Here is a 23,889-nt window from a genome sequence, read left to right as displayed (position 1 = left end):
CGCACAGAGCCGCAGAAAGCGCAGAGAATATGGTTCACGCGGAGACGCGGAGACGCGGAGAGAAAATGAGAATGACAGCGGCGGCGCCCCTATTTCTCTCTCCTCTGCGTCCTCTGCGCCTCTGCGCGAATCTTCTCTCTTTTCTTCTCCGCGTCTCCGCGCCTCCGCGTGAACCCTTTTCAGGGCGGCGCGAACCGGGTGATCGCCCCTTGTGTTGCCAAATAGCAACACTATCTCTGGCGACGAGAAAGGGGATTTCTGAATGAACCTCGAAAAATTTACCGACCGCGCCAAGGGCTTTTTGCAGGCGGCGCAGACGATCGCGATCCGCATGAACCACCAGCGGATTTCGCCCGAGCATGTCGCGAAAGCACTGCTCGAAGACAATCAGGGCATGGCCGCCGGGCTGATCGCCAAGAGCGGCGGCGATGCCGCGCGCGCCGTACAGGGCGTGGACGCGCTGCTCGCCAAGGTGCCCGCGGTGTCGGGGTCGGGCGCGCAGGCGACCCCGGGCCTCGACAATGATGCCGTGCGCCTGCTCGACCAGGCCGAGCAGGTCGCAACCAAGGCCGGCGACGGCTTCGTCACCGTCGAGCGGCTGCTGCTCGCGATGGTACTGGCGGCGGGCACGCCGGTCGCCAAAGCCTTCGCCGACGCGGGCGTGAAGGCGGACGCGCTCAACGCCGCGATCAATGACCTGCGCGGCGGGCGCACCGCCGACACGGCGAGCAGCGAAGACCGCTACGAAGCGCTCAAGAAATTCGCCCGCGACCTCACCGAAGTCGCGCGCGAGGGCAAGCTCGATCCGGTCATCGGCCGCGACGAGGAGATCCGCCGCACGATCCAGATTCTCGCGCGCCGGACCAAGAACAACCCGGTGCTGATCGGCGAAGCCGGGGTAGGCAAGACCGCGATCGCCGAAGGCCTCGCGCTGCGCATCGTAAACGGCGACGTGCCCGACAGTTTGAAGGACCGCCGCCTGCTGTCGCTCGACATGGGCGCGCTGATCGCCGGCGCCAAATATCGCGGCGAGTTCGAGGAGCGCCTCAAGGGCGTGCTCGACGACGTCAAGGCCGCCGAGGGCGAGATCATCCTCTTCATCGACGAGATGCACACGCTGGTCGGCGCGGGCAAGGGCGAGGGTGCGATGGACGCCTCGAACCTCCTGAAGCCCGCGCTCGCGCGGGGCGAACTCCACTGCATCGGCGCGACGACGCTCGACGAATATCGCAAGCATGTCGAAAAGGACCCCGCGCTCCAGCGGCGCTTCCAGCCGGTCTTCGTCGGCGAGCCGACGGTCGAGGATTCGATCTCGATCCTGCGCGGCATCAAAGAGAAGTACGAGCTGCACCATGGCGTGCGGATCACCGACGGCGCGATCGTTGCCGCCGCGACGCTGTCGAACCGCTATATCTCCGACCGCTTCCTGCCCGACAAGGCGATCGACCTGATGGACGAGGCGGCGAGCCGTATCCGCATGGAGGTCGAATCGAAGCCCGAGGAGATCGAAAACCTCGATCGCCGCATCATCCAGATGAAGATCGAGGAATCGGCGCTCGGCAAGGAAAGCGACGCCGCGTCGAAGGACCGGCTCACGACTTTGCAGTCCGAACTCGCCAATCTCGAGCAGCAGTCGGCCGAGATCACCCAGAAGTGGCACGCCGAAAAGGACAAGATCCACGCCGAGGCCAAGATCAAGGAAGAGCTCGACGCCGCGCGTTCGGCGCTCGACCAGGCGCAGCGCGCGGGCGACCTCGCGAAGGCGGGCGAGCTCAGCTACGGCACCATCCCAGGCCTCGAGAAGCAGCTCGAAGCGGCGCAGGCCGCGGCGGGCAATGCGATGCTGCGCGAGGAAGTCACCGCCGACGATATCGCCGCGGTGGTCAGCAAATGGACCGGCATCCCCGTCGACCGGATGATGGAAGGCGAGCGCGAGAAATTGCTCGCGATGGAATCGACACTCGAAAAGCGCGTGATCGGCCAGGACGATGCGGTGCGCGCCGTCTCGACCGCGGTGCGCCGCGCGCGTGCGGGGCTTCAGGATCCCAACCGCCCGCTCGGCAGCTTCCTCTTCCTCGGCCCGACGGGCGTCGGCAAGACCGAGCTCACCAAGGCGCTCGCGCGCTTCCTGTTCGACGACGACAATGCGATGGTCCGCATCGACATGTCCGAATTCATGGAGAAGCACAGCGTCGCGCGGCTCGTCGGCGCGCCGCCGGGCTATGTCGGTTATGAAGAGGGCGGCACGCTCACCGAAGCCGTGCGCCGCCGGCCCTATCAGGTCGTGCTGTTCGACGAGGTGGAGAAAGCGCACCCCGACGTGTTCAACATCCTGCTCCAGGTGCTCGATGACGGGCGCCTCACCGACGGGCAGGGCCGCACGGTCGATTTCACCAATACGCTCATCATCCTGACCTCGAACCTAGGCAGCCAGGCGATCGCGGCGCTCCCCGACGACGCGCCGATCGAACAGGCCGAACCCGCGGTGATGGAGGTCGTGCGTGCGCATTTCCGGCCCGAGTTCCTGAACCGGCTCGACGAGATCGTGCTCTTCAACCGCCTCGCGCAGCAGCATATGGGCGGCATCGTCGACATCCAGGTCGCGCGCGTCCAGAAGCTGCTCAATGATCGCAAGGTGACGCTCGACCTCAGCGACGCCGCGCGCGCCTGGCTCGGCCGAGTCGGCTACGACCCCGTCTATGGCGCAAGGCCGCTCAAGCGTGCGGTGCAGAAATATCTGCAGGACCCGCTCGCCGACCTGATCCTGAAGGGCGAGGTCAAGGACGGCTCGACGATCAAAGTCGACGAAGGCGACGGCGCTCTCAAGCTGACCGCAGCGTAACAAAAAAGGGCGGCAGAAATGCCGCCCTTTTCTTTTGATCCGAGACCGGCCCTAGAGGCCGAGGCTCGCAAGGTTCACCTTCACCCCCGCATAGACGTAACGCCCGCGGAAGCTCGACGGATAGTTGAGCTCGCCGACATCGGGATCGCGACCGAAGATATTGTTCACGCCGGCATAGAATTGGAAACGCTCGTCGTCGGTCTTGAAGCCGAGCTGGACGTCATGTTCCCATTTCTCGCGATAGAAGATGTATTTCGGATCGACGAGATCGGGGTTCGCCTCGATCTGCTCGGTGGTGAAGCGCCGCGTCTTGCTGAAATAGTTGACGCCATAGTTCAGCGACCAATTGTCCTTCACCCAGGTGATGTCGAGCGTGCCGTTCCATTTCGGCGCGAACGCCTCGGTCCGGTCGTTGTCGACCTCGGCCCCCGGGGTCGAGATGAAGGTCAGGCTATCGAGATAGCCGCCCGCGAGCCGCAGATTGAACTGGCCAAGGCTGTCGCTCGGCCGGAAGGCATAGTTGATCGTGAAGTCGGCGCCCGACGTCGCGAACTGCGACACGTTGAGCGGCCGCAGCAGATAGTCCGAAACGAACCCGGTCGACGGATCGCGGGTGATCAGGTCGCAGAACTGGTTGTCGAGCGTTGGCTGATCGACGCAGGCGTTGGTGAGGTCCTGCGCGGTCGCCGTCGTGATCGCATTGGCGATCTTGATGTCATACCAGTCGAAGGTCGCGACCAGCCCCGGAATGAAGGTCGGCCGCAGCACCACCCCCGCGGTCCAGGTCTTCGCCGTTTCCTCGTTGAGGAAGGGCGTGCCGATCGTCCGGCCCGGCAGCGACGCCGTCGCCTGCGGATCGTTCGTAGGATTGAAGGTCGCGGGATCGATGCCGAGCGCGGTCAGCGTCGCGTTGCAGTTGGCGACGCGGAACGACGTGCCTTCGGCGAGGTTGGTCGGATCGCACGGATCGTCGATGAACGAGAAGGTCCCGTTCTGCGGCGCGAACAATTCGGTCAGGTTCGGCGCGCGCACGGCCTCCGAATAGGTGCCACGGAAGCGGATGTCGCGCACCGGTCCCCAGGTGCCGTCGACCTTCCACGTCGTCGTGCTGCCGATCGTCGAATAATCCGACACACGGATCGCCGCACCGAACTGCAGGATATCGGCGAACGGCATGCCGCGCAGCACTGGGATATTGATTTCGGCAAAGGCTTCCTTAACGTCGAAGCTCCCGCTTTCGGGGAATTGCGCCGCCAGATCGGCGAGCGCATCCTGGACGAGGAAAGCGTCGGGGACGAAGTTCGACTTTTCCTTCCGATATTCGGCGCCCAATGCAAAGCCGATCGGGCCGCCAGGCAGTTCGAACACCGCACCGGTGTCGCCCGATACCGAGGCGCTGACCACATGCTGCTGTACTTTGACGCGGTTGGCGAGGTCGACGTTGATCCAGTCGAGCGCCGCCTTGCTCGGCGAACCTTCGCCGAAGATGTTCAGCGGCACGCAGCCGCTGTTCGCGCCGGGGGTGAAGGTGATCGGCGTCGTGTTGGCGCCGATGATGATCCCATTGGGGTCGTTCAGCGGCGCGGTCGGATCGAGTGTCGAGCGGCAGACGATATTGCCGTTCGGCGTTCCGGTCGTGAACGCGCCCTGGTCGACCGCATCGAGCGCCGCGAAATATCGGTCGCGCAGGCGGTAATTGGTGCTCAGGAACTGCGTCTTGGTCTGGCCGTAGACATAGCTCACCTCATAGGTGAGATTGTCGGTGAGCCGGCCGTCGAAGCCGAGCACCCCGCGATAGGTGTCGCGCTCGGCATATTCGCCGCGCACCCCGAGGTCGAAATTGTCGCGACTGACAAGAACGCCATCGGGAAGGAAGCCAGCTTCGCCGAAGATTCCGAGCGACAGCGCATCGGGCACGATCGCGTTCCGGATCGCAGCGGGAATGAACGGGTTGTCGGCCTGCACCGTCGTGAAGAAGTCGAACGACGGCTGCGCGAAGGAGAAGTTCTTCGTTTTGACGTACTTGCCCTCGACGAAGAAGCGCAGCGCGTCGCTGAACTCGTAGCTGCCGAGCAGGTTGATATTATGCTTCTCGGTCTTGGGCTGGAGGTCGCCCTGATAGCCCGCGATCGGGGTGCTGTCGCCGCCCTGCACCACGCCGCCCGAACCGGGGATCGCGGTTCCAAGGTCGTAAATCTTGCCCGCGCCGGTGAAGTCGGGCGAAAAGTCGATATCGACATCGACCGCGCCGCCCGGCGCGCTGTCGGCATAGCGGATGTCGTTGTAAAGGATGCGGTCGACGATGTTCGGGACGTCGGGGAAATCGGCGAGGTTGCGGCGGAAGCTGAACAGGCCGAGGTTGCGCCCGGTCTTGCGCGCATCGGCGGGCACCCGCGAATCGCGGTTATATTCGTAGGACAGCGCGACATTGCCGCGATCTTCCGAGAAATTGGTGCCCACGGTCAGCGCGCCATAGATGTTGTTCGCGTCGCCGCGTGACGAAATGCCCGTCTGGAAGCGCGCGTCGATGCCCTCGAAATCGCGCTTGAGCACGAAGTTGACGACGCCCGACACGCCATCGGCGCCGTACACCGCCGACACGCCGCCGGTGAGCACGTCGATCCGGTCGATCAGCGCGTTGGGGATGGTGTTGATGTCGACCGACGAGGTGCCGGTGATCCCCGAAATATGGCGGCGGCCGTTGACGAGCACGAGCGTGCGTTCGGTGCCGAGGTTGCGCAGGTTGAGCAAATTGACCCCGACCCCGCCGAACAGCGCGGTCGATCCGCCGGCATCGGCGGTCGTGCTCGATCCGAGCAGCGCCGGATTCTGGACGAGCAGATCGGTGAGGTTGGTAAGGCCTGATTGCTGGATCGTCTCGCTGCTGATCGAAGTGACCGGATTGGGCGAATCGGCTTCGGGCCGCGCGATGCGCGACCCGGTGACCACGATGGCCTCGCCATCGTCGGCCGCGGCGTCGGCGACGGCATCATCGGCGGGCGCTTCCTGCGCGAAGGCGGGGGCGGCACAAAGCGCCAGGCCGAGGGCCAATGGCGCGGCACCGCGGCGCAGGCTTGCCAGAACGACGAGATTTTTCACGGATGGGACTCCCTTTTTGTCATCAACAAAAGGTGAGCCATGGCAGGGGGCGGCGCGCGCCAACAGGCAGCGCGCTCCGTCATCCGGCACGACCCACCCCACATCGTGCACTGAAGGATTATCCTTAATTTTCTGTTATTTCGGTGAATCCCCGGTGCAAAACCAACATGCAGGGGCCACGTGCCAAAACAAGCATGGTCCGGCCAAGCGACGTGGGGCTTCGACGAACGGTCGTCAGACGCGCGGATAGTGGCGCGCATCGACCGTGCATTACGTGCCGCGATAATTTAGTTGCTGTGGTTGACCGGTGCGCGCGTCATCGCTTCGGCGGTTTGGCGGGCATCCTGATTTTCCTTCGCCCACACCGCCTTCCACTGTTCATTGGTGTGGCAGACGCGGTTCTTCTTCACCAGTGAGCCGATCTCGAGCGTCTTGCGGCATTTGATGAAATAGGGATGGGCCGGCGCGAGTCCGACGTTATACGCCTTGATCTCGGTCGGCGTCATCTCCGACGGCTTCCGCGTCGGCGGCGCGCGATCGGCAGCGGGATCGGGAGCCGCGGCCGACACAGCCAGTGCAAGCGCTGTCAATATCGTCAACATCGAGACCGCCTTTCCTTCAACGGGGTTCGTCCGCCGCGCCTATTGCGGGCGTCTGGGAATGATGACCAACTGGTCGGCGGGTTCCTGCGGATTTGTCCAGCCGCGTGCGAGCGTCTCCATCGTATCGCGGGCATCCTGATTGCCCTTGTCGACGATCCGTCGCCACTGTGCATTCGTGTTGCACACCCGCAACTTCTTCACCAGCGAGCCGATTTCCTCGATCTTGCGGCATTTGATATAATTGGGATCGGCAAACGCCAGCCCTTCATTATGCGCATCGATTTCGGCCCCGGTCATTTCCGAAGGGGTCCGCGCGAGGGGCATGTCGTCGCTCGCCGATGCCGCAGCCGGGGCAGCCAGCATCAACGATATGGATAATATGGGACGCGCACGCATCATCATCTCCCCATCGGCTGCGTCAGTTCGAACCGCCCGCCGCCTTGCTCGTCATCGCCTCGGCGGTGTCGCGCGCATCCTGGTTGCCCTTCGCCGACACTTCCTTCCACTTCTCGTTGGTGTAGCACACCCGGTTCTTCTTCACGAGCGAACCGATTTCGAGCGTCTTGCGGCATTTGATATAATAGGGATGGGTCTGCGCCAGCCCCTCGTTATACGCCTTGATCTCGGTCGGCGTCATCGCCGAGGGCGCCTTGGTCGGCGGCGCGCGGTCGTCTTCGGCCGCCTGGGCGACCGGAGCCGCAACCAGCAACGCGGCAAACAGGGTCACATATTTACGCATCGAATATCCTCCTCGCCGCCGGGCGGGCCGGCGGCATCCAGGCGATATCATATGTCGGCGTGCACCCCTTCGCCAAGCGGAATCTCCAGTCGAAACCATGGCCGCGAGCGGGCGCCGGTTCAGCGCGGAATGGCGAAGCCCGTCGCGTCCGCGGCGGCGAAATAGCGGGTCAAAAGCTCCTGCTCGCGCGGGGTCAGATGCGGGTTCCAGACGTCGAAGATCAGCACCGCGCGCAGATCGTCGCTGTCGTTCCACGCCTCATGTTCGATCGTGTCGTCGAAGGCGAAGGCCTTGCCCTCCTCCCACGCCCGCGTCTCGCCCCCGACCCGGAAACCGCAGCCCGGCGGTACCATGAGCGGCAAATGGACGATCGCCCGGGTGTTGGTCACCCCGGTGTGCGCGGGGATTCGTGTGTGGGGTTTCAGCAGCGAAAAAAAGGCGCTCGGCGATCGGCCCGGAATATGCGCGCCCGGTACCGCGGCGAACGCCGCCGCGGTCGCCGGGCAGCGGTCGAGTACCGCCGGATTCGGCTCGCCATATTCCCACAGGAAGCACGCCCCCCAATCGAGCCGGTTGTCGAGCGGCGACCAGATCGATGTCGGCGTTCCCGCCTCCATCCGCACATAGGGACGCAGCGCATCGCCGGGATCGTCGAGCAGCGCCGCGAGTTCGGCACGGATCGCATCGGTCTGCGCCTCGACGTCCGCAAACCAGGAAAAATGGTCGCGGTCGAAAAATTCGTCGGCGGGCAGGAACGGATAATAGAGCCCCGCGCATTCGTTTCGATAGATGCGCCGCCGCCCGAGCGCACTCGTTACAAAGGCATTGCTGCGGCGCGCCTCAGTCTCGGACAGGTCGCCGTGCATCGGCGCGAGCGCGCCGGTGACGGCAGCGAACATCGTGTCGGTCGCCCCCGCGATAAAGGCCTGGCCGTGCGCCAGCAGCGGTGCGAGCGGCGGCGGCATCGGATCGAGCTGGCCGCCGAGCGCGGTCGCCGCGCTCCACGCGCCGAGCGCCGCGCCAAGTTCGCCGCGCGCCTCGTGCCGCTCGGCCTTGCGAACCCATGCCATCAGGTCGCGCCGGTCGACCGCCAGCGCGGCATCGAGCGCCGCCAGTTCGCGCCCGTCGTCGCCGAGCGCACGCCAGGCCGACGCGAGGTTGCGTTGCAGCGCGCCCGATTGCGGGTCGGCGGCGGCGGCGGCGGAAAAATGGGTCACGGCGGCAGCGGGATCGCTCGCCTGAAGCGCCGCGATGCCCAACCGGTTGGCCTCGACGGCCGATGCAGGCTGAGAAGAGCTGGTCATGGCCATGCTTGCCATCGGCGGATGCAATCGGCAAGGTCGATTGATGACCGCCGCGCCTTCCGTGACCGCCATTATCGGCGATGCCGAATGGCTGGCGCACCGCTACGATCCCGGCCACGACACCTTTCATTTTCGCCGCGTCGGACGCGAAGCGCGGGCGGTCGTTCCCTTCCTGACCGATGCCTGCCTCGGCGAGGACGCGGCGGCGGTCGTGCTGGCGCGGAAGGACTGCCGCGCGGCGACAGCGAACGCCCCGGCGCCGCTGCATTTTCTTTTCCATTCGGCCTATTGCGCCTCGACGATGCTCGTCCAGGCGCTCGACCAGCCGGGGGTCGCGACCGGCCTCTCCGAGCCGGTCCTGCTCAACGACATGGTCGGCTGGCGACGGCGCGGCGCCGCGCCGCAAGAGCATGGCCGGGTGATGGACGACGCGATGGCGATGCTCGGCCGCCCTTTCCGTCCGGGAGAGGCGGTGGTGGTGAAGCCATCGAACATCTTCAATCCGCTGGCGCGTGGCGCGTTGACGCTTCGCCCGCAGGCGCGCGCGATCCTGCTCCACGCGCCGCTCCGCGCCTTTCTGTTGTCGGTCGCACGCAAGGGCATGTGGTGCCGGCTGTGGTGCCGCGAACTGCTCGAAAATTACCTCGCCGACGGGTTCGTCGCACTCGGGTTCGAGCCGCGCGACTATTTCCGCCAGTCCGACCTGCAAATCGCCGCGGTCGGCTGGCTCGCCCAGCAACAGGCCTTTGCCGCGCTCGCGGCATGGGCGCCCGATCGCATCGCGACGCTCGACAGCGAGACGCTGACCGCCGACCCCGCCGCGGCGGTGCTCGGCGCCGCGCGCCATTTCGGACTCGCCGCGGACCCGGCGCACATCGCGGTCCATCCCGCGCTTGCCCGCAACAGCAAGTCGGGCGCCCCCTTCGCGCCCGGCGAGCGTCAACGCGACCTTGCGGCGGCGGAGGCCGCCTATGGCGAAGAGATCGAGCAGGTCGCCGGCTGGGCGGCCGTCGTCGCCGAACAGGCCGGCATCCCGCTGGCCTTGCCGCGCAGGCTCGCCATCGCCTGACGCCACGGCGTCACCTCAGCCACCGGTTCGTGCGGATTACCGCAGGCAAAGAAAAAGGGGCGGACATTGCTGTCCGCCCCCGATTCCTGTGCTTGGCTGAAGAAGACTAGAACTTCAGCTTCGCCGACACCGCGTAGCGGCGGCCCAGCGCGTCGTAGGTCGACGGATAGGTGTTGCCGCTGTTGTACGTGGTCGAACCCAGCGAGTTGCCGACGATCGGCGGCTTCTGGTTGAGCATGTTCTGCACCGTCGCCGTGAAGGTCAGGTTTTCGCTGACGTTGAACCGCGCGGTCAGGTCGAAATAATGCTTCGCCTTGATCTTGCGGAACTCGGGATTGACCATGCAACCGCCGGTGTCGGTCGTTTCCGGATTCGGACAGTCGCCCGGATTTTTAAGCGCGAAGTCGAGATCGTCCTTCAACTGCTCCGGCTCGAACGAAACGCTATCCTGCCAGCGCCACAGCAACGAAAGGTCGACCTTGTCGAAGCCCAGCGTGAAGCGGTTCGAGAACTGGAGCTCGGGCTGGATCGAACCGGTGAACGAGCAGTTCACGCTGTAGTAGCCAACGCATTCGCGGTTCAAGCTTTCCGGATCAGCGGCATTGGCCTTGAACTTCGAGTGACGCGTCCAGTTGCCGACGAACGACCAGTCGAGGCTGGCGAAGCCCAGATCGGCGTTATAGTTCAGCAGCAGGTCGACGCCGTCGGTGTACAGGCGACCGAGGTTGTTGGTCGTACCGAACAGGCCCGGCGTGGTCGCCGGATCGCCGTCGAGACCACCGGTCAGCGGGTTACGGCGAATTGCCGTACAAGCCGGATCGGTGGCGCTGCCCGCGGTGAGGTTATCGAAGCAGGCGCTGATGATGTCACCCGGCAGCGGCGTGCCCAACACGTCGTTGATCTTGATGTTGTAGTAGTCGATCGACATGTTGAAACGCGGCAGGAAGTCGGGCTGCCACACCACACCCAAGGTCCAGGTATCGGCCTTTTCCGGCTGCAGGTTCAGGTTACCACCGGTGGTGATGTTCGCCTGAGCTGCGGTCGGGTTGGTGATCGAACCGATCGTGCCGGCCGGAGCGCCCTGTGCGATACAGACAGCGCGCAGGTTGGCGTTCGCCGGCAACGTCGGACCCGTGCCAGCGCACGGATCAATGCCGAGGTTGGTCAAACCGACGCTCGTCGGCGTGAACAGTTCGCCGATGTTCGGCGCACGCACAGCGCGGCTGTAGTTACCACGGAACTTGACGCCCGCACCCGGTTCCCAGCTGCCGCCGGCTTTCCAGGTGGTGGTGTTGTACCCGCCGGCGCCGTTGATGCTGTAATCCGAATAACGGATACCGGCTTCGAGGGTCAGGCTTTCGAAGAAAGGCTTGTCCTCGATCAGCGGCGCGACGATTTCGGCATAGGCCTCATAAACGTCATAGCCGCCGTCGATGTCGGGAGCCGCACCGCCGGCGCCGCCGAGTTCACCCGCCGTCTTGGCGAGAAGGTCCGATTGCTGCTGCGCCTTGTACTTGCGATATTCACCGCCGATCGCGAAGCCGATCGGCTGGACGGCACCCGGCGAAGCGAAGCCCAGGTCGCCCGAGATGATCGCGCGGACCTGTGCCAGCGACGTGCGGTTCACCGACGTGCTGTTTTCCTGGAGATAATCGGCCATCGCAGGCGTGATCGAGCCTTCGGGGCCGAACAGATTGACGGGAACGCAGGCCGCGTTGCCGCTCTGGCAGGTCACGCCGTCGTTCGACAGTGCGGCTTCGCGGAAGCGCGACTGCAGCGTGTAGCCCTGGATCGTCTGGATATTTTCCGATTCGCCATAGGCACCCTCGATGCTCCAGTCGAGCGTGTCGGTGATGCCGCCACGGGCGCCGATGCGATAGTCGAAGAAGGTCGTCTGATAGTCGCTGATACGCGGACCGACTTCCGGCGTGCGGCGATTCAGCGTTGCCGCCGGATTCGACTGATAGCCTTCGCCGTCGCTAACAACGCCGTCGTTGTTGACGTCGAACGGCACGAGGACACTGTTCAGACCGATTTCACGATAATTCGGGTCCGAACGACCAGTCGCCGTTGCGGCGGCCGCACATTCGTCAACCGAAAAACGCGCCGTATAGATGTCGGGGCGGCTGTTGACGTCAAACGCGCAAAGCTGAGCCCGCAGCGATGCCGGCAGGAACGGGTTGTTGAGGTTGATCGGAACCGAACCGCCGAACGAACCCGACGGCGCGATGATCGTCGAAACGGTCTGCTTCGAGAACATGCCGCGCGTGTAGACCTCAACCGCATCGGACACTTCATAATTGGCCTGGCCATAGATATTGAAGCGCTCGAACGGCGTCTGGAAGATGTTGAACGGGTTGAAGTTGAAGGTCTGGAACGTGCCGACGGCCTGGCCAGCGGCATTCACCTGACGGACGCCGCCATTGGCTGCACCGCCGGGATTGGCAGCATAGATCGGCGTATCATCGGGGTTGCGACCGACGAAGACCGATTCAGGCGTGATGTTCGGCGTGCCGCCCGCAAGCAACGGACGCGTGCCCGAGAAGCGCGACGGGACCGAGGTGCCCGAACCGCCAGTGCCGCCGGTATAGCTGTCGACCTGGTTGACCGAGAACGGACGCGCGCCCTGATAGACGGGGTCGGCCTGCTGGTAACCGATGCTCAGCACGGCGTTGCCGCGGCCATCGTCGAAGTTCGCACCGATGGTGGCGTCGACGCGGAAGACGTTGCCGTCACCCTGCTCGGTGATCTGCTCCGAAGCCGTGACTTCCAGACCGGCGAAATCGCGCTTGGTGATGAAGTTGACGACGCCGGTGATGGCGTCGGCACCATAGGTGGTCACCGCGGCGCCGGTCAGCGCGTCGACGCGCTCGATCAGGGCCAGCGGGATGTTGTTAAGGTCGACGCGGCCGTTGACGTCCGACGGCGCGACGCGGTTGCCGTTCAGCAGCACGATGTTGCGGGTCGAGCCGAGGCCACGAAGATCGACGTACGAAGCGCCGCCGTTGCCGTTGTTGACGGCCGAACCGATGTTGGCGACGACGCCCGGCAGTTCGCGCAGAACTTCTTCCGCGGTGTTCGACTGCTTCAGCTCGATCGTGTCCGACGTGGTCACGTTGACCGGCGTCGACTGCTCGAGGTTCGGGTTGCGGATCAGCGAACCGGTGACGACGATTTCCTTTTCGGCCGCCGCACCGTCTTCTGCGTCCTGCGCGAAGGCAGGAACCGAAACGAGCGCAACGCTCAGCACCAGCGGTGCGGCGCCCAGTTTCAGCTTGGAATATTGGGTTTTCTTCACAGTGCAGTCCCTTGCTACTGATGGATAAGATACCCGGACCCCCATTGCGCCGGCAAAACGCCAGCGCACAGATGCCCCGATAGCGTGCGGGATGATCCTTCATTCATGTGGAGTAAAGGGAATTTCCGGCGCTTCCGGCGGTTTCACCGGCCATTGTGACGTATTTGCAACAAGTGCGAGGGCGCGCGAAATTCTATGATGCGTCGCAGCATGTTATGCGACATAAAGTTACGCCGGTTACGAAATCGCCCGCGGCCTCAGTTCCCCATCGGCCCCGCGAGCTTGCCCGGATCGAGGCGCGCATCGCGCCATTTCATGCCCCAGTGCATATGCGGACCCGTCGCGCGGCCGGTTTGCCCCACCGTGCCCAGCCGCTGCCCCTGGACGACGCGGTCGCCGACCTTCACGTCGAGCCGCTGACAGTGGAGAAAGGCGCTGTTCAGCCCCATGCCGTGATCGACGATCAGCAGATTGCCCTCGAGCGTGAAGGGCGACCCCGCCGCGAGGACGACGACCCCGTCGGCGGGCGCGACGAACGGCGTGCCCGCCGGCACCGCGATATCGGCGCCGCTGTGATAACTGCCCGGCTTGCCCTGATAGACGCGCTGCGAGCCGAAGAAGCCCGATCGCCGTCCGGTCACCGGCCAGATGAAGCGCTGGCGCCAGCCGTCCGAGGCGTGATCGACGCGGCGCGCCTCGGCGATCTGCGCCAGTTCGGCGGGGCGGCGGCGCTCGAACTCGGCGTCGCTCGACGCGCCGCCGCGATAGGGGGCGTTGATATTCTCGATCCGCCAGTTGCCGGGCGCGACGCTTAGCCCGCGTTCGATCGTGTGGCCGTCGGCGAAGGTCGCGACGAGCCGCGCCGTCGCAGCGGCATCGCGGTCGAAGGCGATCAGGAAGGCGCCGTCGTCGGTCGTCGCAACCGGCCTGCCGTCGAGCGTCAGCGCCGCGATTCCGCTCGGCGCCTGCCCGACCATGGCGCCGCCCTGCTCGGCCGTGCCCCGCAGCGTGAAATCGCGGCGGAGCGGCGCGATCGGGCCGACCACCACCGGCTGCGGCGGCGCGACGGCCTCGACCCGCGGCGGAGGCGGCGGCAGCGCAGCCGACTCGCTGGCCGGGGGGACGCAGCTTCCCGCAACGATCAGCAGCGGCAGCGCGGCACCATAGCGCCGCCAGCGTCGGTGGCGCCTCATGCCCTGGATTCGAGCGCCGCCTGCACCGAAATCGCCGCGCTCGCATAGGGCTCCTGCCGTGCGACCGACCAGTAGCGCAGCTCGTCGAGCCCGATCGGCACCCCGGTCACCGCGCACAGCACATGATCGCCCGGCGACAATATCCGAAAGCCGTTGGGCCCGAACTGCAGGCGGGCGAGGCGGTTGCGGCTGGCGATCAACATGGTCGGGGGTCCATTCGGTGACGATATTCGCGCCGACCATAGCAGCTTCGGCGTGCCCGGCCAGCCCCGGCGACGTCAGAAAAGCTCGCCCTGCCCCCGTTTCGGCGCGTCCGGCGACGGCTTGCGCGCCGGTTTGGCCGCGGCCGGAAGAGGCGGAGCGGCATCGCCGCCCGCCACCTGCACCGGCAATTCGCCGTCGGCGAACTGCAGCCGCAGATGCCCCGCCTGCTCGGCCTTCGCCGCGGTCGTGACGATCGCGCCGCCGGTATCGCGCACCATCGCATAGCCGCGCGACAGCAGCGCGCGCGGGTCGAGGCTGTCGAGCAATCGCCCCAGTCCTTCGATCCGCGCCCGGTCGCGGTCCCAGCGCCGCGCCAGCAGCGAAGACCGGAGCGCGCCCGACCGCGTCGCGAGCCGCTCGGCGATCACCGCCAGCCGGTGGCGCTGGCTGCGGTCGAGCCGGTCGCCCGAATCGTCGAGCCGCTGGCGCTGCGGCGCATAGAGCGCCTCGCGGCGCGGCAAATGCCGCGCCAGCGCGGTCAGCCGCTCGCCCGCCAGCGCCTGATGCCGGTTCGCCGCCGCGATCATCCGTCCCGCGCGCTGGAGCAGCAGTTCCTGCAATTCGGCGCGCACCGGCACCGCCATCTCGGCGGCCGCCGTCGGCGTCGGCGCGCGGCGGTCGGCGGCATAGTCCGCAAGCGTCGTATCGGTTTCGTGCCCCACGGCGCTGATCGTCGGGATCCGGCAGTCGGCGATCGCCCGCACGACGACTTCCTCGTTAAACGCCCACAGATCCTCGATCGAGCCGCCGCCGCGCGCGACGATGACGAGGTCGGGGCGCGGCACCGGCCCGCCGGGCGCGATCGCGTCGAAGCCGCGGATGGCGTTCGCGACCTGCGCCGCGGCGCCGTCGCCCTGCACCAGTACCGGCCAGACGATGACATGCATCGGGAACCGGTCGGCGAGGCGGTGGAGAATGTCGCGGATCACCGCGCCGGTCGGCGAGGTCACCACACCGATTACACGCGGCAGGCGCGGCAGGGACTGCTTGCTGTCCTGGTCGAACAATCCCTCTTCGCCGAGCCGCGCCTTCAATTTCTCGAAGAGCAGCATCAGCGCGCCCTCGCCCGCGACCTCGAGCGTGTCGACCACCAGCTGATATTTGGAGCGCCCCGGATAGGTGGTGAGCTTGCCGGTCGCGATCACCTCGATCCCGTCCTCGGGCCGGAAGGCGAGGCGCGCCGCCTGCCCCTTCCACATCACCATGTCGATCAGCGCATTATCGTCTTTCAGCGCGGCATAAAAATGCCCCGACGCCGCGCGCTTGGCACCCGACAGCTCGCCCCTGACCCGAACCCGCGCAAAGCCGTCCTCGACCGTGCGCTTGATCGCCGCCGACAATTGGCTGACCGATAGCGGCGGCACATTGTCGCCGGGCGCCGCCTCGGCTAACAGCCGCGCCGCGGGGTCGGTTTCGGACGCCGGATCGGGAAAAGGGACTGCCATGAATATCCTGCTGGTCGGCTCGGGTGGCCGCGAACATGCGCTGAGCTGGCAACTGGCACAATCGCCGTCGTGCGCCAAGCTCTATGCCGCGCCCGGCAGCCCGGGGATCGAGGCCCATGCCGAATGCGTCGCAATCGGCGTCGACGATCTCGATGGTCTTACCGCCTTCTGCACCGCCCACGCGATCGACTTCGTCGTCGTCGGTCCCGAGGCGCCGCTCGTCGCCGGCCTCGCCGACCGGCTGCGCGCGCTTGGCATCGCGACCTTCGGCCCCGGCGCCGCGGCGGCGCGGCTCGAAGGCAGCAAGGGCTTCACCAAGGACCTGTGCGCCCGCGCGTCGATCCCGACCGCCGCTTATGCCCGCTGCACCAGCGCCGAGGAAGCGCATGCGGTGCTCGAAGGCTTCGACATCCCGGTCGTGATCAAGGCCGACGGCCTCGCCGCGGGCAAGGGCGTGATCATCGCCGAGACCGCCGAAGACGCCGCCGCCGCCATCGACGACATGTTCGACGGCGCCTTCGGCGGCGCGGGTGCCGAGGTGGTGATCGAGGAATTCATGACCGGCGAGGAGGCAAGCTTTTTCGCGCTGTCCGACGGCACCGACGTCATGGCGTTCGGCAGCGCGCAGGACCACAAACGCGTCGGCGACGGCGACGTCGGTCCGAACACCGGCGGCATGGGCGCGTACAGCCCCGCACCGGTCCTCACCCCCGACCTCGAAGCGGCGGTGATGGACCGCATCATCCGCCCGACCGTGGCGACGCTCGCCGCCGAGGGCACGCCCTATATCGGGGTGCTGTTCGCGGGGCTGATGCTCACCGACACGGGGCCGAGGCTGATCGAATATAACGCGCGTTTCGGCGACCCCGAATGCCAGGTGCTGATGATGCGTTACACCGGCGACCTCGCCGCGCTGCTCCATGCCGCCGCGACCGCCGCGCTGGCCGGGGCGACCCCGCCCGCTTTCACGAGCGACTATGCGCTGACCGTGGTGATGGCGGCGAACGGCTATCCGGCGACCCCCGCAAAGGGCGGCGTCATCCATGGCATCGCCGACGCCGAAAGCGGCGGCACGCGCGTCTTCCACGCCGGCACCGCGCGCGAAGGCGAAACCATCGTCGCGGCGGGCGGGCGCGTGCTGAGCGTCACCGCGACCGGCCGCACCGTCACCGAGGCGCAGGCGCGGGCCTATGCCGCCGTCGACAAGCTCGATTTCGCAACCGGCTTCTGCCGCCGCGACATCGGCTGGCGCGAAGTCGCGCGCGAAGCGAAATAGGCGGTGCTGGACGGCGCGGACGCGCGCGCATAGGCTGACCGCAACACAGGGAGACTATCATGGTGTGGCTTCAGGAAAATTATGTCATCGCGGTCGTCGGACTCGTCGTCGCGGTCGTGCTGCTATGGTTCCTGTTCGGCCGCAAAAAGGCCGAGGATGTCGCGCCGACCGTTGCCCCGCCCGCCGAACCGAAGAAGCCGCTCGAAGCGGTGAAGCCCGAGATCGTCGCCGCCGAGCCCGCACGCTTCAAGCCGAAGGAACCGGCGCCGGTGCCCGCGCCCCCGGTCGCAGCCCCTCCGCCTCCCCCGCCCCCTGCGCCCGAACCGGTCGTCGAACCGGTACCCGAGACCGAAGCACCGGCGGCACCGGCCGAACCGGTAACCCCGCCGCCGGCTGTCGAGGCGACCGCCGAAGCGGCCCCCGCTCCAGCCCCTGAACCGGCTCCGGCTCCGGCTCCGGCTCCGGCTCCGGCTGTCGCGAAGGCCGATAATCTCCAGCTGATCAAGGGACTCGGCCCCAAACTCGCCGGCCTGCTGAACGGCCTCGGCGTCAGCAGCTTCCAGCAGATCGCCGATTGGACCGACGCCGATATCGCCGCGATCGACCCCCAGCTCGGCGCCTTCCAAGGCCGCATCGCGCGCGACAATTTCGTCGACCAGGCGGGCTATCTGGCGCGCGGCGACAAAGCCGGGTTCGAGGCGAAATATGGCGCGCTGGGCGGCGAACTGTAACGACGGATTTCGACCGATTGCGGACGTTCGACCTCGGCACCAAGCCTACCAGGAAGCGATTATCCTTACCCGGTCGCATGCAAGCGTGCCGCGGTAGCTTCAGCCCCTCGGTTGCCGGTCAAAAGTCGGAGCCCACTCGAATGGCTCGTGTTGCCTGCGGATTTCGTCGGGACTTAGAACTCGGGCAGGCAGCTCGAACCTCTCCGGATCAACGGTTGCGTCGGACACCTCTGACAGCTCGAGCCCCTTGAGGCGGAGAGGAGTGCCGCTCGCGAGAAGTTCGCGCACCTTCGGGTCGTAAACACCGAACCCGAAAAGGTTGGTAAGTGACAAAGCTCTGAGCGTTCCGAAGCGACCTTTGACCAAGCGGGCGAAAGCGCTGCCGATGGGGCTTAGATACTCATCGTCCGAGATGATCAGATCGACTGGCCCAACCTTCCTGTTCGAACCGCGTTCGGCGTAGCCGCGCCCCTTCCACTTTCCGACATTCACCGCACCCTTCTCAACCAAATCGATCTTGGTGAACTGATCGACCAAATCGAGCGATATCCCTCCAGCCTGCCCGGCATCCGCAATCACTGCTTCAAGGTCATTCAGCTTCTTGGCGTAAGGCCCATCGATACCGCGACTGATCGCGTAAACCTCCCCGTCACGGATGAGGAAGTAATCGGACTTTCCGGAAATGTGCAGCCGGGCATCGCCAGCTTCATTGATTTCAATTGTCATGGCCATGTCGAGCTTCTGCTCGAACTCGTCCTCCGATTGGACTTCATAGAGCGCGGACATGTCGGCACTAGCGGGCACAGCGATGACTCCAGAGATAAACGCCAAGGTAAAGGCAGACCAGCGTAGCTTCATGAGCATGACCTCGCGATAGATGCCGGGTTGGAAAGCTAGGTTGGTGGCCGTGAAACAGCAAGGATGCACTTGTTAGCAAAGCAAAGTCCCGATGATCGGACATCCGCTTCCCACCCCAAAGCCGACCCTTCGCCGCCGCCGAAAATAATCCTTTCCTAAATTAGTTCGCTATGTTCCAAACTGGTGGATGGAACCCTCGCCTTCCCCGCCATCCACCCTGTTGCTAGCCGACAGCTGCCTCGCCTTCGTGCCGGTGCCGCAACAACGCCATCGCGCCGACGGCTGGACGCCCGATACGCAAGCGCGCTTCATTCGCGCGCTGGAGGCGATGGGGTCGGTGGGCAAGGCGGCGCGCGCCGTCGGCATGGGCCGTGCCTCAGCCTATCGCCTGCGCGACCGGCCCGGCAGCGCGTCTTTCGCGGCGTCCTGGGATCGCGCGATATCGATGGGGCGCACCTATCAATATAGCATCGCGATCGACCGCGCGATCAACGGCGTGACGACCGTCCGCGTCTTGAAGGGCGGCGCGATCGAAGTCAGCGGCGGCCCCGACATGGCGGTCGTCCATGCCGCACTCCGCGACGAAACCGTGCCGCCGCATGCCGCTAAAGCGACAAAGGAGACAATATGACGGCGTGTGTCCGTATCTTTTGTCGCTTTAAGGTCCGAAACGGCCGCGCCTCACTCCGCCTCGTCGCCCTTCGGCTTGACGATCTCGCTGACGAGCAGCTTGTCGATCTTGCGCCCGTCCATGTCGACGATCTCGAAGCGCCAGCCGCGATCGGTGAATGTCTCGCCTTCCTTGGGCAGATGCTTCAATATCGCGAGCGCATGGCCGGCGGCGGTCGCATAGTCGCGGTCCTCGCCGAGTTCGATCCCCAACCGTTCGGCCATCTGGTCGGCGGGCATCGACCCCGCGATCAGCAGGCTGCCGTCGTCGCGTTCGACCACGAAGGGTTCGCTGCCGATATCCTGGTCCGACGCGAATTCGCCCGCGATCGCCGAGAGCAGGTCGGCGGGGGTCACCAGTCCTTCGAAATGGCCATATTCGTCATGGACGAGCAGCACCGGCACTTCGGCGGCGCGCAGGTTTTCGAGCGCGTCCATCGCGTCGATCTGGTCGTGGATCACCGTCGCGCGGCGCGTGAGCTTTTCGAGGTCGAGCGTCTCGCCGCGGAACAGCGCGCCGGCGATGTCGCGCGCCTGGACGACGCCGATGATGTCGTCGACCGACCCGCGCGCCACCGGCAGCCGCGTGTGCGGGCTTTCGAGCAGCTTGGCGCGCACCGCGTCGGCGTCCGAGGCGATATCGATCCAGTCGACGTCGATTCGCGGGGTCATCACCTCACGCACCGGGCGGTCGGCAAGGCGCACGACGCCCGAGATGATCGCGCGTTCGCTTTCCTCGATCACCCCCGATTTCGACGCCTCGGCGACGATCAGGTGAAGTTCCTCCGCGGTCACCCGGTCTTCGGATTCGCGGCTGAGGCCGAGCAGGCGGAAAACGAGTCCCGAGCTGTTGTTGAGCAGCCAGACGAGCGGCGCGGCAATTTTCGACAGCCACAGCATCGGCCGCGCCATGAAGATCGCGATCGGCTCGGGCGCGCGGAGCGCGAACTGCTTGGGCACCAGTTCGCCCGCGATCAGCGAGAAATAGGTGGTGACCGCGATGACGACCGCGAAACCCGCGGTCAGCGCGGTTTCGTCGTCGAGCCCGAACCAGGCCTGCAGCCGTTCGCCGACTGGCCCACCGAGGCTGGCGCCCGAATAGGCGCCGGCGAGGATGCCGATCAGCGTGATGCCGACCTGGACGGTCGACAGAAAGCGTCCGGGATCGGCGGCGAGTTGGCGTGCCACCGCCGCCCCGCGACTGCCGCGCTTTTGCGCCGCCTGCAGACGCGGGCCGCGCGCCGAGACGATCGCGAGTTCGGATAGCGCAAAAATGCCGTTGAGAAGGATCAGCAAGGCGATGATCGCCACGTCCGACCAGGGAAAAGGGGTCATCAGTTATGTGTCCGGCGCGGTCGCGCCTGGCCCCTGTCAGCTTCGGTCATGGCCACCCTATAGGCGAAAGGTGCCGCGCTGCACAATGGGCGCGCCGCGCCCGGCTCAGCGGGGGTTCAGGCGATGAATGGAACCAGAGGCGCGGCCGGAGGTTATCGGCACAGCGACAGCAACGTCGGCGATCAGCCGTCCGCGCATAAAAGGGAGCGCATCATGAATATCAAGACCATCAAACTGGCCGCACTGGCGGGCATCGCCGCCATCGGCCTGTCGGCCTGCGTCACCGACCCGGTGACCGGCGAAAAGAAGATCTCGAAGGCCGCGATCGGCGGCGTCGGCGGCGCGCTCGGCGGCTATCTGCTCGGCGACCTGATCGGCGGCAAGCACAGCCGCACCGAGGAAATCGTCGGCGCGGGGATCGGCGCGGTCGCCGGCGCGGGCGTCGGCTATTATATGGACCAGCAGGAAAAGAAGCTGCGCGAACGCACCGCCGGCACCGGCATCGACGTCGAGCGCCAGGGCGACCAACTGGTGCTCAACATGCCCGGCGACGTGACCTTCGATTATAACAGCGCGCTGGTGAAATCGCAGTTCCGCAGCGCCCTCGACAGCGTCGCCTCGACCCTCGCCGAATATCCGAGCACCTATATCGACGTCTATGGCCACACCGATTCGACCGGCAGCGACAGCTATAACCAGGGCCTGTCCGAACGCCGCGCCTCGTCGGTCGCCGACTATCTCGGCGGCCGCGGCATCCAGCGCGCCCGCATGGCGACGATGGGTTATGGCGAATCGCAGCTCAAATGCGCGCCCGAACGCAGCGAGGCCGATTATCAGTGCAACCGCCGCGTCGAAATCCGCATCGCGCCGGTGACCCAGAACGACGTGAACAGCGCGCGGTAAACACCGATTCCAGTGGATGGAAGGAGGGCGTCGCCGACAAGGCGGCGCCCTTTTCCGTCGCTCAACCCAGGTTGAAGCTGGCCTTGACCCCGTCGATGACGAATTGCGCCGCCAGCGCGGCGAGCAGCACGCCGAGCAGGCGGGTGATCACCGCCTCGCCCTTGTTGCCGATCAGCCGCATCAATGGCCCCGCCGCGAGCAGGGCGGCGAGCGTCAGCAGCAGCACGAGCAGCAGCGCGCCAAAGATCACGAAGGCGCGGTCGAGGCCATTGTTCTGCGACACCAGCAGCATCACCGAGGCAATCGACCCCGGCCCCGCCAGCATCGGCATCGCCATCGGGAACACCGACACATCCTCGACCTCGGGGGTCGCCTTGACCTTTTCGGCGCGCTGCTCGCGGCGTTCGGTGCGCTTTTCGAACACCATGTCGATCGCGATGATGAACAGCATCAGGCCGCCAGCGATGCGGAAACTGTCGAGGTCGATGTGCAGGAAGCTGAGCAAAGCCTCGCCGAACATCGCGAAGAAGACCAGGATCCCGCCCGCGATGATCGTCGCGCGGATCGCCATCGAACGCCGCTGCACCGCGTTCGCGCCCGTCGTCAGGCTGGCATAGATCGGCGCGCACCCCGGCGGGTCGATCACCACGAACAGGGTGACGAAGGCCGAGATGAAGAGGTCGAGCATCGTCAGGGCTTCTGCGGTGTCGGGGCCGCGACCCGGTCGTCGATCACCGGCGTCATCGCGCTGCCGTCCCACAGCCGCACGGTAACGCGGCGCGCGCCGTCGGGGCTGACGACCGAGGTCCAGCTGAGCGTCTGGTCAGGCGACAGGCCGACCGCGCGGTCCTCACCTTCGTTGCCGCCGTCGACCGCGACGCCGGGACGCGCGCCGCAGACCGCCTGCTTGGTCTCGATGAATTCGGGCGCCGCGCGCGGGGTCGCCAGCGTGTCGCCATGGTCGAGCGTCCACAGCGTCTTGCCGCTCTTGGGATCGCGCAGCCAGACGGTGCTGAAATAGCCGTTCGCCGGCCCCTTCTGCCAGGCGCCGGTGGTCACCCCGACATTGCCGTCGCAGCTGACATAGACGGCGTGCGGCTGCCACTTCACCGCCTCGGCGGGGTCCTTTTGCGTCCGCAGCCAGTCGCGCGCCTTCACCCGCTGCGGCACGAACATCGTCGCATCGGGCGCCGAGGTTTCACGAAACGCCGTCCACTGCCCCTTTTCCTGCGCGAGCCGGGTAAAGCCGATCTCGGCGGCGACGAAGCCGCTGGGATTGGGGCCGAGCGGGCGGTTGCGGATATCGTCGGGCTGACCCGCGCACCCCGCCACCAGAAGCAATGCAAAGGCGGCGGCGGTCATGCGGCGCATCAGAAACCCTCCGGATCGGCAAGGCCGGCGCGGCGATGCGCGGCGACGAGCGTGTTGCGGAGCAGGCAGGCGATGGTCATCGGTCCGACACCGCCCGGAACCGGGGTGATCGCATCGGCGACCGCCGAAACCTGCGCATAGTCGACGTCGCCGACCAGCCGCCCCTTGGTTTCGCCGTCGGCGGGCGCGAGCCGGTTGATGCCCACATCGATGACCACCGCACCGGGCTTGATCCAGTCACCCTTCACCATTTCGGCACGGCCGACCGCGGCGACGACGATATCGGCGCGGCGCACCGCATCGGCCAGATCGCGGGTCCGGCTGTGCGCGATGGTGACGGTGCAGTTCGCGCCGAGCAGCAATTGCGCCATCGGCTTGCCGACGAGGATCGAGCGGCCGACGACGATCGCGTCCTTGCCCGACAGATCGCCGAACCGGTCCTGAAGCAGGAGCAGACAGCCGTAGGGGGTGCAGGGCACCATGCCGGGGATGCCGAGCGCGAGACGTCCGGCGCTGACCGGGGTCAGCCCGTCGACATCCTTGTCGGGATCGATCGTCGCGACCGCCGCCTGTTCGTCGAGATGGCCGGGAAGCGGCAACTGGAGCAGGATGCCGTCGACGGCTTCATCGGCGTTAAGCGCCGCGAGCAGCGCCTCGACCTCGGCCTGCGTCGCGGTCGCGGGCAGGCGATGTTCGAAGCTCGCCATGCCGGCGGCGACCGTTGCCTTGCCCTTCGACCCGACATAGACCGCGCTCGCCGGATCGTCGCCGACGAGCACGACCGCGAGGCCGGGGGCGCGGCCCGCAGCGACCTCGAACGCCGGCACCGCACCGGCGATTCGCGCGCGCAGCCCGGCGGCGAAAGCCTTGCCGTCGATCACTGCCGCCATC

Annotated in this window: 20 protein-coding genes; 6 read left to right on the top strand and 14 right to left on the bottom strand. The window is 66.2% G+C overall.

The features are described from left to right. The first annotated feature begins 262 nt into the window (after nt 1-262). Nucleotides 263-2,842 (top strand): ATP-dependent chaperone ClpB, encoded by a 2,580-nt coding sequence (clpB, locus tag AC07U1_RS06575; RefSeq protein WP_492737789.1) that lies wholly within the window; start codon nt 263-265, stop codon nt 2,840-2,842. 51 nt (nt 2,843-2,893) lie between these two features. Here the strand turns inward: clpB and AC07U1_RS06570 are convergent, their stop codons facing one another. From AC07U1_RS06570 to AC07U1_RS06550, 5 genes are all read right to left on the bottom strand, one after another. Beyond that, entirely contained in the window at nt 2,894-5,941 is a 3,048-nt protein-coding gene (locus AC07U1_RS06570; protein WP_492737791.1) for a TonB-dependent receptor domain-containing protein, read from the bottom strand. Nucleotides 5,942-6,228: 287 nt separating this feature from the next. Further along, entirely contained in the window at nt 6,229-6,543 is a 315-nt protein-coding gene (locus AC07U1_RS06565) for a hypothetical protein (protein ID WP_495177079.1), read from the bottom strand. Between the two features lie 39 nt (nt 6,544-6,582). Then, nucleotides 6,583-6,840: a hypothetical protein gene (locus AC07U1_RS06560; protein ID WP_495177080.1), complete on the bottom strand. Its 258-nt coding sequence runs from the start codon at nt 6,838-6,840 to the stop codon at nt 6,583-6,585. Between the two features lie 121 nt (nt 6,841-6,961). Further along, complete coding sequence (locus AC07U1_RS06555; RefSeq protein WP_056342333.1) at nt 6,962-7,282, bottom strand: hypothetical protein; 321 nt, start codon at nt 7,280-7,282, stop codon at nt 6,962-6,964. Between the two features lie 119 nt (nt 7,283-7,401). Next, the gene (locus AC07U1_RS06550; RefSeq protein WP_495177081.1) at nt 7,402-8,586 is read right to left on the bottom strand and encodes an aspartyl/asparaginyl beta-hydroxylase domain-containing protein; all 1,185 of its coding nucleotides are present in this window, start codon (nt 8,584-8,586) and stop codon (nt 7,402-7,404) included. A 61-nt stretch (nt 8,587-8,647) separates the two neighbouring features. On the opposite strand from AC07U1_RS06550, the gene AC07U1_RS06545 reads away from it, so the two are divergent. Continuing rightward, entirely contained in the window at nt 8,648-9,655 is a 1,008-nt protein-coding gene (locus tag AC07U1_RS06545; RefSeq protein ID WP_495177082.1) for a hypothetical protein, read from the top strand. A 106-nt stretch (nt 9,656-9,761) separates the two neighbouring features. On the opposite strand, the gene AC07U1_RS06540 is transcribed toward AC07U1_RS06545, so the two are convergent. From AC07U1_RS06540 to xseA, 4 genes are all read right to left on the bottom strand, one after another. Further along, the gene (locus AC07U1_RS06540) at nt 9,762-12,953 is read right to left on the bottom strand and encodes a TonB-dependent receptor domain-containing protein (RefSeq protein ID WP_495177083.1); all 3,192 of its coding nucleotides are present in this window, start codon (nt 12,951-12,953) and stop codon (nt 9,762-9,764) included. A 257-nt stretch (nt 12,954-13,210) separates the two neighbouring features. Next, nucleotides 13,211-14,146: a M23 family metallopeptidase gene (locus tag AC07U1_RS06535; RefSeq protein WP_495177084.1), complete on the bottom strand. Its 936-nt coding sequence runs from the start codon at nt 14,144-14,146 to the stop codon at nt 13,211-13,213. Beyond that, complete coding sequence (locus tag AC07U1_RS06530; protein WP_056342324.1) at nt 14,143-14,349, bottom strand: DUF2093 domain-containing protein; 207 nt, start codon at nt 14,347-14,349, stop codon at nt 14,143-14,145. Before AC07U1_RS06530 ends, AC07U1_RS06535 begins: the two co-directional genes overlap by 4 nt. 75 nt (nt 14,350-14,424) lie before the next feature. Continuing rightward, nucleotides 14,425-15,855 (bottom strand): exodeoxyribonuclease VII large subunit, encoded by a 1,431-nt coding sequence (gene xseA, locus AC07U1_RS06525; RefSeq protein WP_495177085.1) that lies wholly within the window; start codon nt 15,853-15,855, stop codon nt 14,425-14,427. Here xseA and purD point away from each other — a divergent pair. Next, a complete protein-coding gene (gene purD / locus AC07U1_RS06520; protein WP_495177086.1) occupies nt 15,854-17,131 on the top strand; it encodes a phosphoribosylamine--glycine ligase in 1,278 nt (425 codons plus the stop codon). The two genes, xseA and purD, sit on opposite strands and share 2 nt — an antisense overlap. 59 nt (nt 17,132-17,190) lie before the next feature. Further along, a complete protein-coding gene (locus AC07U1_RS06515) occupies nt 17,191-17,862 on the top strand; it encodes a helix-hairpin-helix domain-containing protein (RefSeq protein WP_495177087.1) in 672 nt (223 codons plus the stop codon). Nucleotides 17,863-17,961: 99 nt separating this feature from the next. Here the strand turns inward: AC07U1_RS06515 and AC07U1_RS06510 are convergent, their stop codons facing one another. Continuing rightward, on the bottom strand, nt 17,962-18,726 hold the full coding sequence (locus AC07U1_RS06510) for a hypothetical protein (protein WP_187668988.1): 765 nt from the start codon (nt 18,724-18,726) through the stop codon (nt 17,962-17,964). A gap of 214 nt (nt 18,727-18,940) precedes the next feature. On the opposite strand from AC07U1_RS06510, the gene AC07U1_RS06505 reads away from it, so the two are divergent. Further along, a complete protein-coding gene (locus tag AC07U1_RS06505) occupies nt 18,941-19,351 on the top strand; it encodes a hypothetical protein (protein WP_495177088.1) in 411 nt (136 codons plus the stop codon). A 50-nt stretch (nt 19,352-19,401) separates the two neighbouring features. Here AC07U1_RS06505 and AC07U1_RS06500 read toward each other — a convergent pair whose 3' ends face one another. Beyond that, nucleotides 19,402-20,724: a hemolysin family protein gene (locus tag AC07U1_RS06500; RefSeq protein ID WP_056342308.1), complete on the bottom strand. Its 1,323-nt coding sequence runs from the start codon at nt 20,722-20,724 to the stop codon at nt 19,402-19,404. A gap of 213 nt (nt 20,725-20,937) precedes the next feature. On the opposite strand from AC07U1_RS06500, the gene AC07U1_RS06495 reads away from it, so the two are divergent. Then, complete coding sequence (locus AC07U1_RS06495) at nt 20,938-21,627, top strand: YiaD family glycine zipper/OmpA-like lipoprotein (RefSeq protein ID WP_495177089.1); 690 nt, start codon at nt 20,938-20,940, stop codon at nt 21,625-21,627. Nucleotides 21,628-21,688: 61 nt separating this feature from the next. On the opposite strand, the gene AC07U1_RS06490 is transcribed toward AC07U1_RS06495, so the two are convergent. From AC07U1_RS06490 to folD, 3 genes are read right to left on the bottom strand one after another with little or no spacing between them, the layout of a single operon-like run. Then, entirely contained in the window at nt 21,689-22,315 is a 627-nt protein-coding gene (locus AC07U1_RS06490; protein WP_056342302.1) for a MarC family protein, read from the bottom strand. Between the two features lie 2 nt (nt 22,316-22,317). Next, nucleotides 22,318-22,998, bottom strand: a complete 681-nt coding sequence (locus AC07U1_RS06485; protein WP_495177090.1) for a hypothetical protein — start codon at nt 22,996-22,998, stop codon at nt 22,318-22,320. Then, on the bottom strand, nt 22,998-23,888 hold the full coding sequence (gene folD / locus AC07U1_RS06480; protein WP_495177091.1) for a bifunctional methylenetetrahydrofolate dehydrogenase/methenyltetrahydrofolate cyclohydrolase FolD: 891 nt from the start codon (nt 23,886-23,888) through the stop codon (nt 22,998-23,000). The genes AC07U1_RS06485 and folD overlap by 1 nt, the downstream gene beginning before the upstream one ends. Between the last annotated feature and the right edge of the window lies 1 nt (nt 23,889).

This window comes from Sphingopyxis sp. GW821-FHT02C12 (genome assembly GCF_059421785.1).
The sequence above is the reverse complement of the archived record's forward strand: the minus strand, read 5'-3'. Positions and strand labels throughout refer to the sequence as shown.

Coding starts and splice junctions, on each gene's coding strand:
- clpB (WP_492737789.1), top strand. CDS start 263: ATGAACCTCGAAAAATTTACCGACCGCGCCAAGGGCTTTTTGCAGGCG.
- AC07U1_RS06565 (WP_495177079.1), bottom strand. CDS start 6,543: ATGTTGACGATATTGACAGCGCTTGCACTGGCTGTGTCGGCCGCGGCT.
- AC07U1_RS06560 (WP_495177080.1), bottom strand. CDS start 6,840: ATGACCGGGGCCGAAATCGATGCGCATAATGAAGGGCTGGCGTTTGCC.
- AC07U1_RS06555 (WP_056342333.1), bottom strand. CDS start 7,282: ATGCGTAAATATGTGACCCTGTTTGCCGCGTTGCTGGTTGCGGCTCCG.
- AC07U1_RS06550 (WP_495177081.1), bottom strand. CDS start 8,586: ATGACCAGCTCTTCTCAGCCTGCATCGGCCGTCGAGGCCAACCGGTTG.
- AC07U1_RS06535 (WP_495177084.1), bottom strand. CDS start 14,146: ATGAGGCGCCACCGACGCTGGCGGCGCTATGGTGCCGCGCTGCCGCTG.
- AC07U1_RS06530 (WP_056342324.1), bottom strand. CDS start 14,349: ATGTTGATCGCCAGCCGCAACCGCCTCGCCCGCCTGCAGTTCGGGCCC.
- purD (WP_495177086.1), top strand. CDS start 15,854: ATGAATATCCTGCTGGTCGGCTCGGGTGGCCGCGAACATGCGCTGAGC.
- xseA (WP_495177085.1), bottom strand. CDS start 15,855: ATGGCAGTCCCTTTTCCCGATCCGGCGTCCGAAACCGACCCCGCGGCG.
- AC07U1_RS06515 (WP_495177087.1), top strand. CDS start 17,191: ATGGTGTGGCTTCAGGAAAATTATGTCATCGCGGTCGTCGGACTCGTC.
- AC07U1_RS06510 (WP_187668988.1), bottom strand. CDS start 18,726: ATGCTCATGAAGCTACGCTGGTCTGCCTTTACCTTGGCGTTTATCTCT.
- AC07U1_RS06500 (WP_056342308.1), bottom strand. CDS start 20,724: ATGACCCCTTTTCCCTGGTCGGACGTGGCGATCATCGCCTTGCTGATC.
- AC07U1_RS06495 (WP_495177089.1), top strand. CDS start 20,938: ATGAATATCAAGACCATCAAACTGGCCGCACTGGCGGGCATCGCCGCC.
- AC07U1_RS06490 (WP_056342302.1), bottom strand. CDS start 22,315: ATGCTCGACCTCTTCATCTCGGCCTTCGTCACCCTGTTCGTGGTGATC.
- AC07U1_RS06485 (WP_495177090.1), bottom strand. CDS start 22,998: ATGCGCCGCATGACCGCCGCCGCCTTTGCATTGCTTCTGGTGGCGGGG.
- folD (WP_495177091.1), bottom strand. CDS start 23,888: ATGGCGGCAGTGATCGACGGCAAGGCTTTCGCCGCCGGGCTGCGCGCG.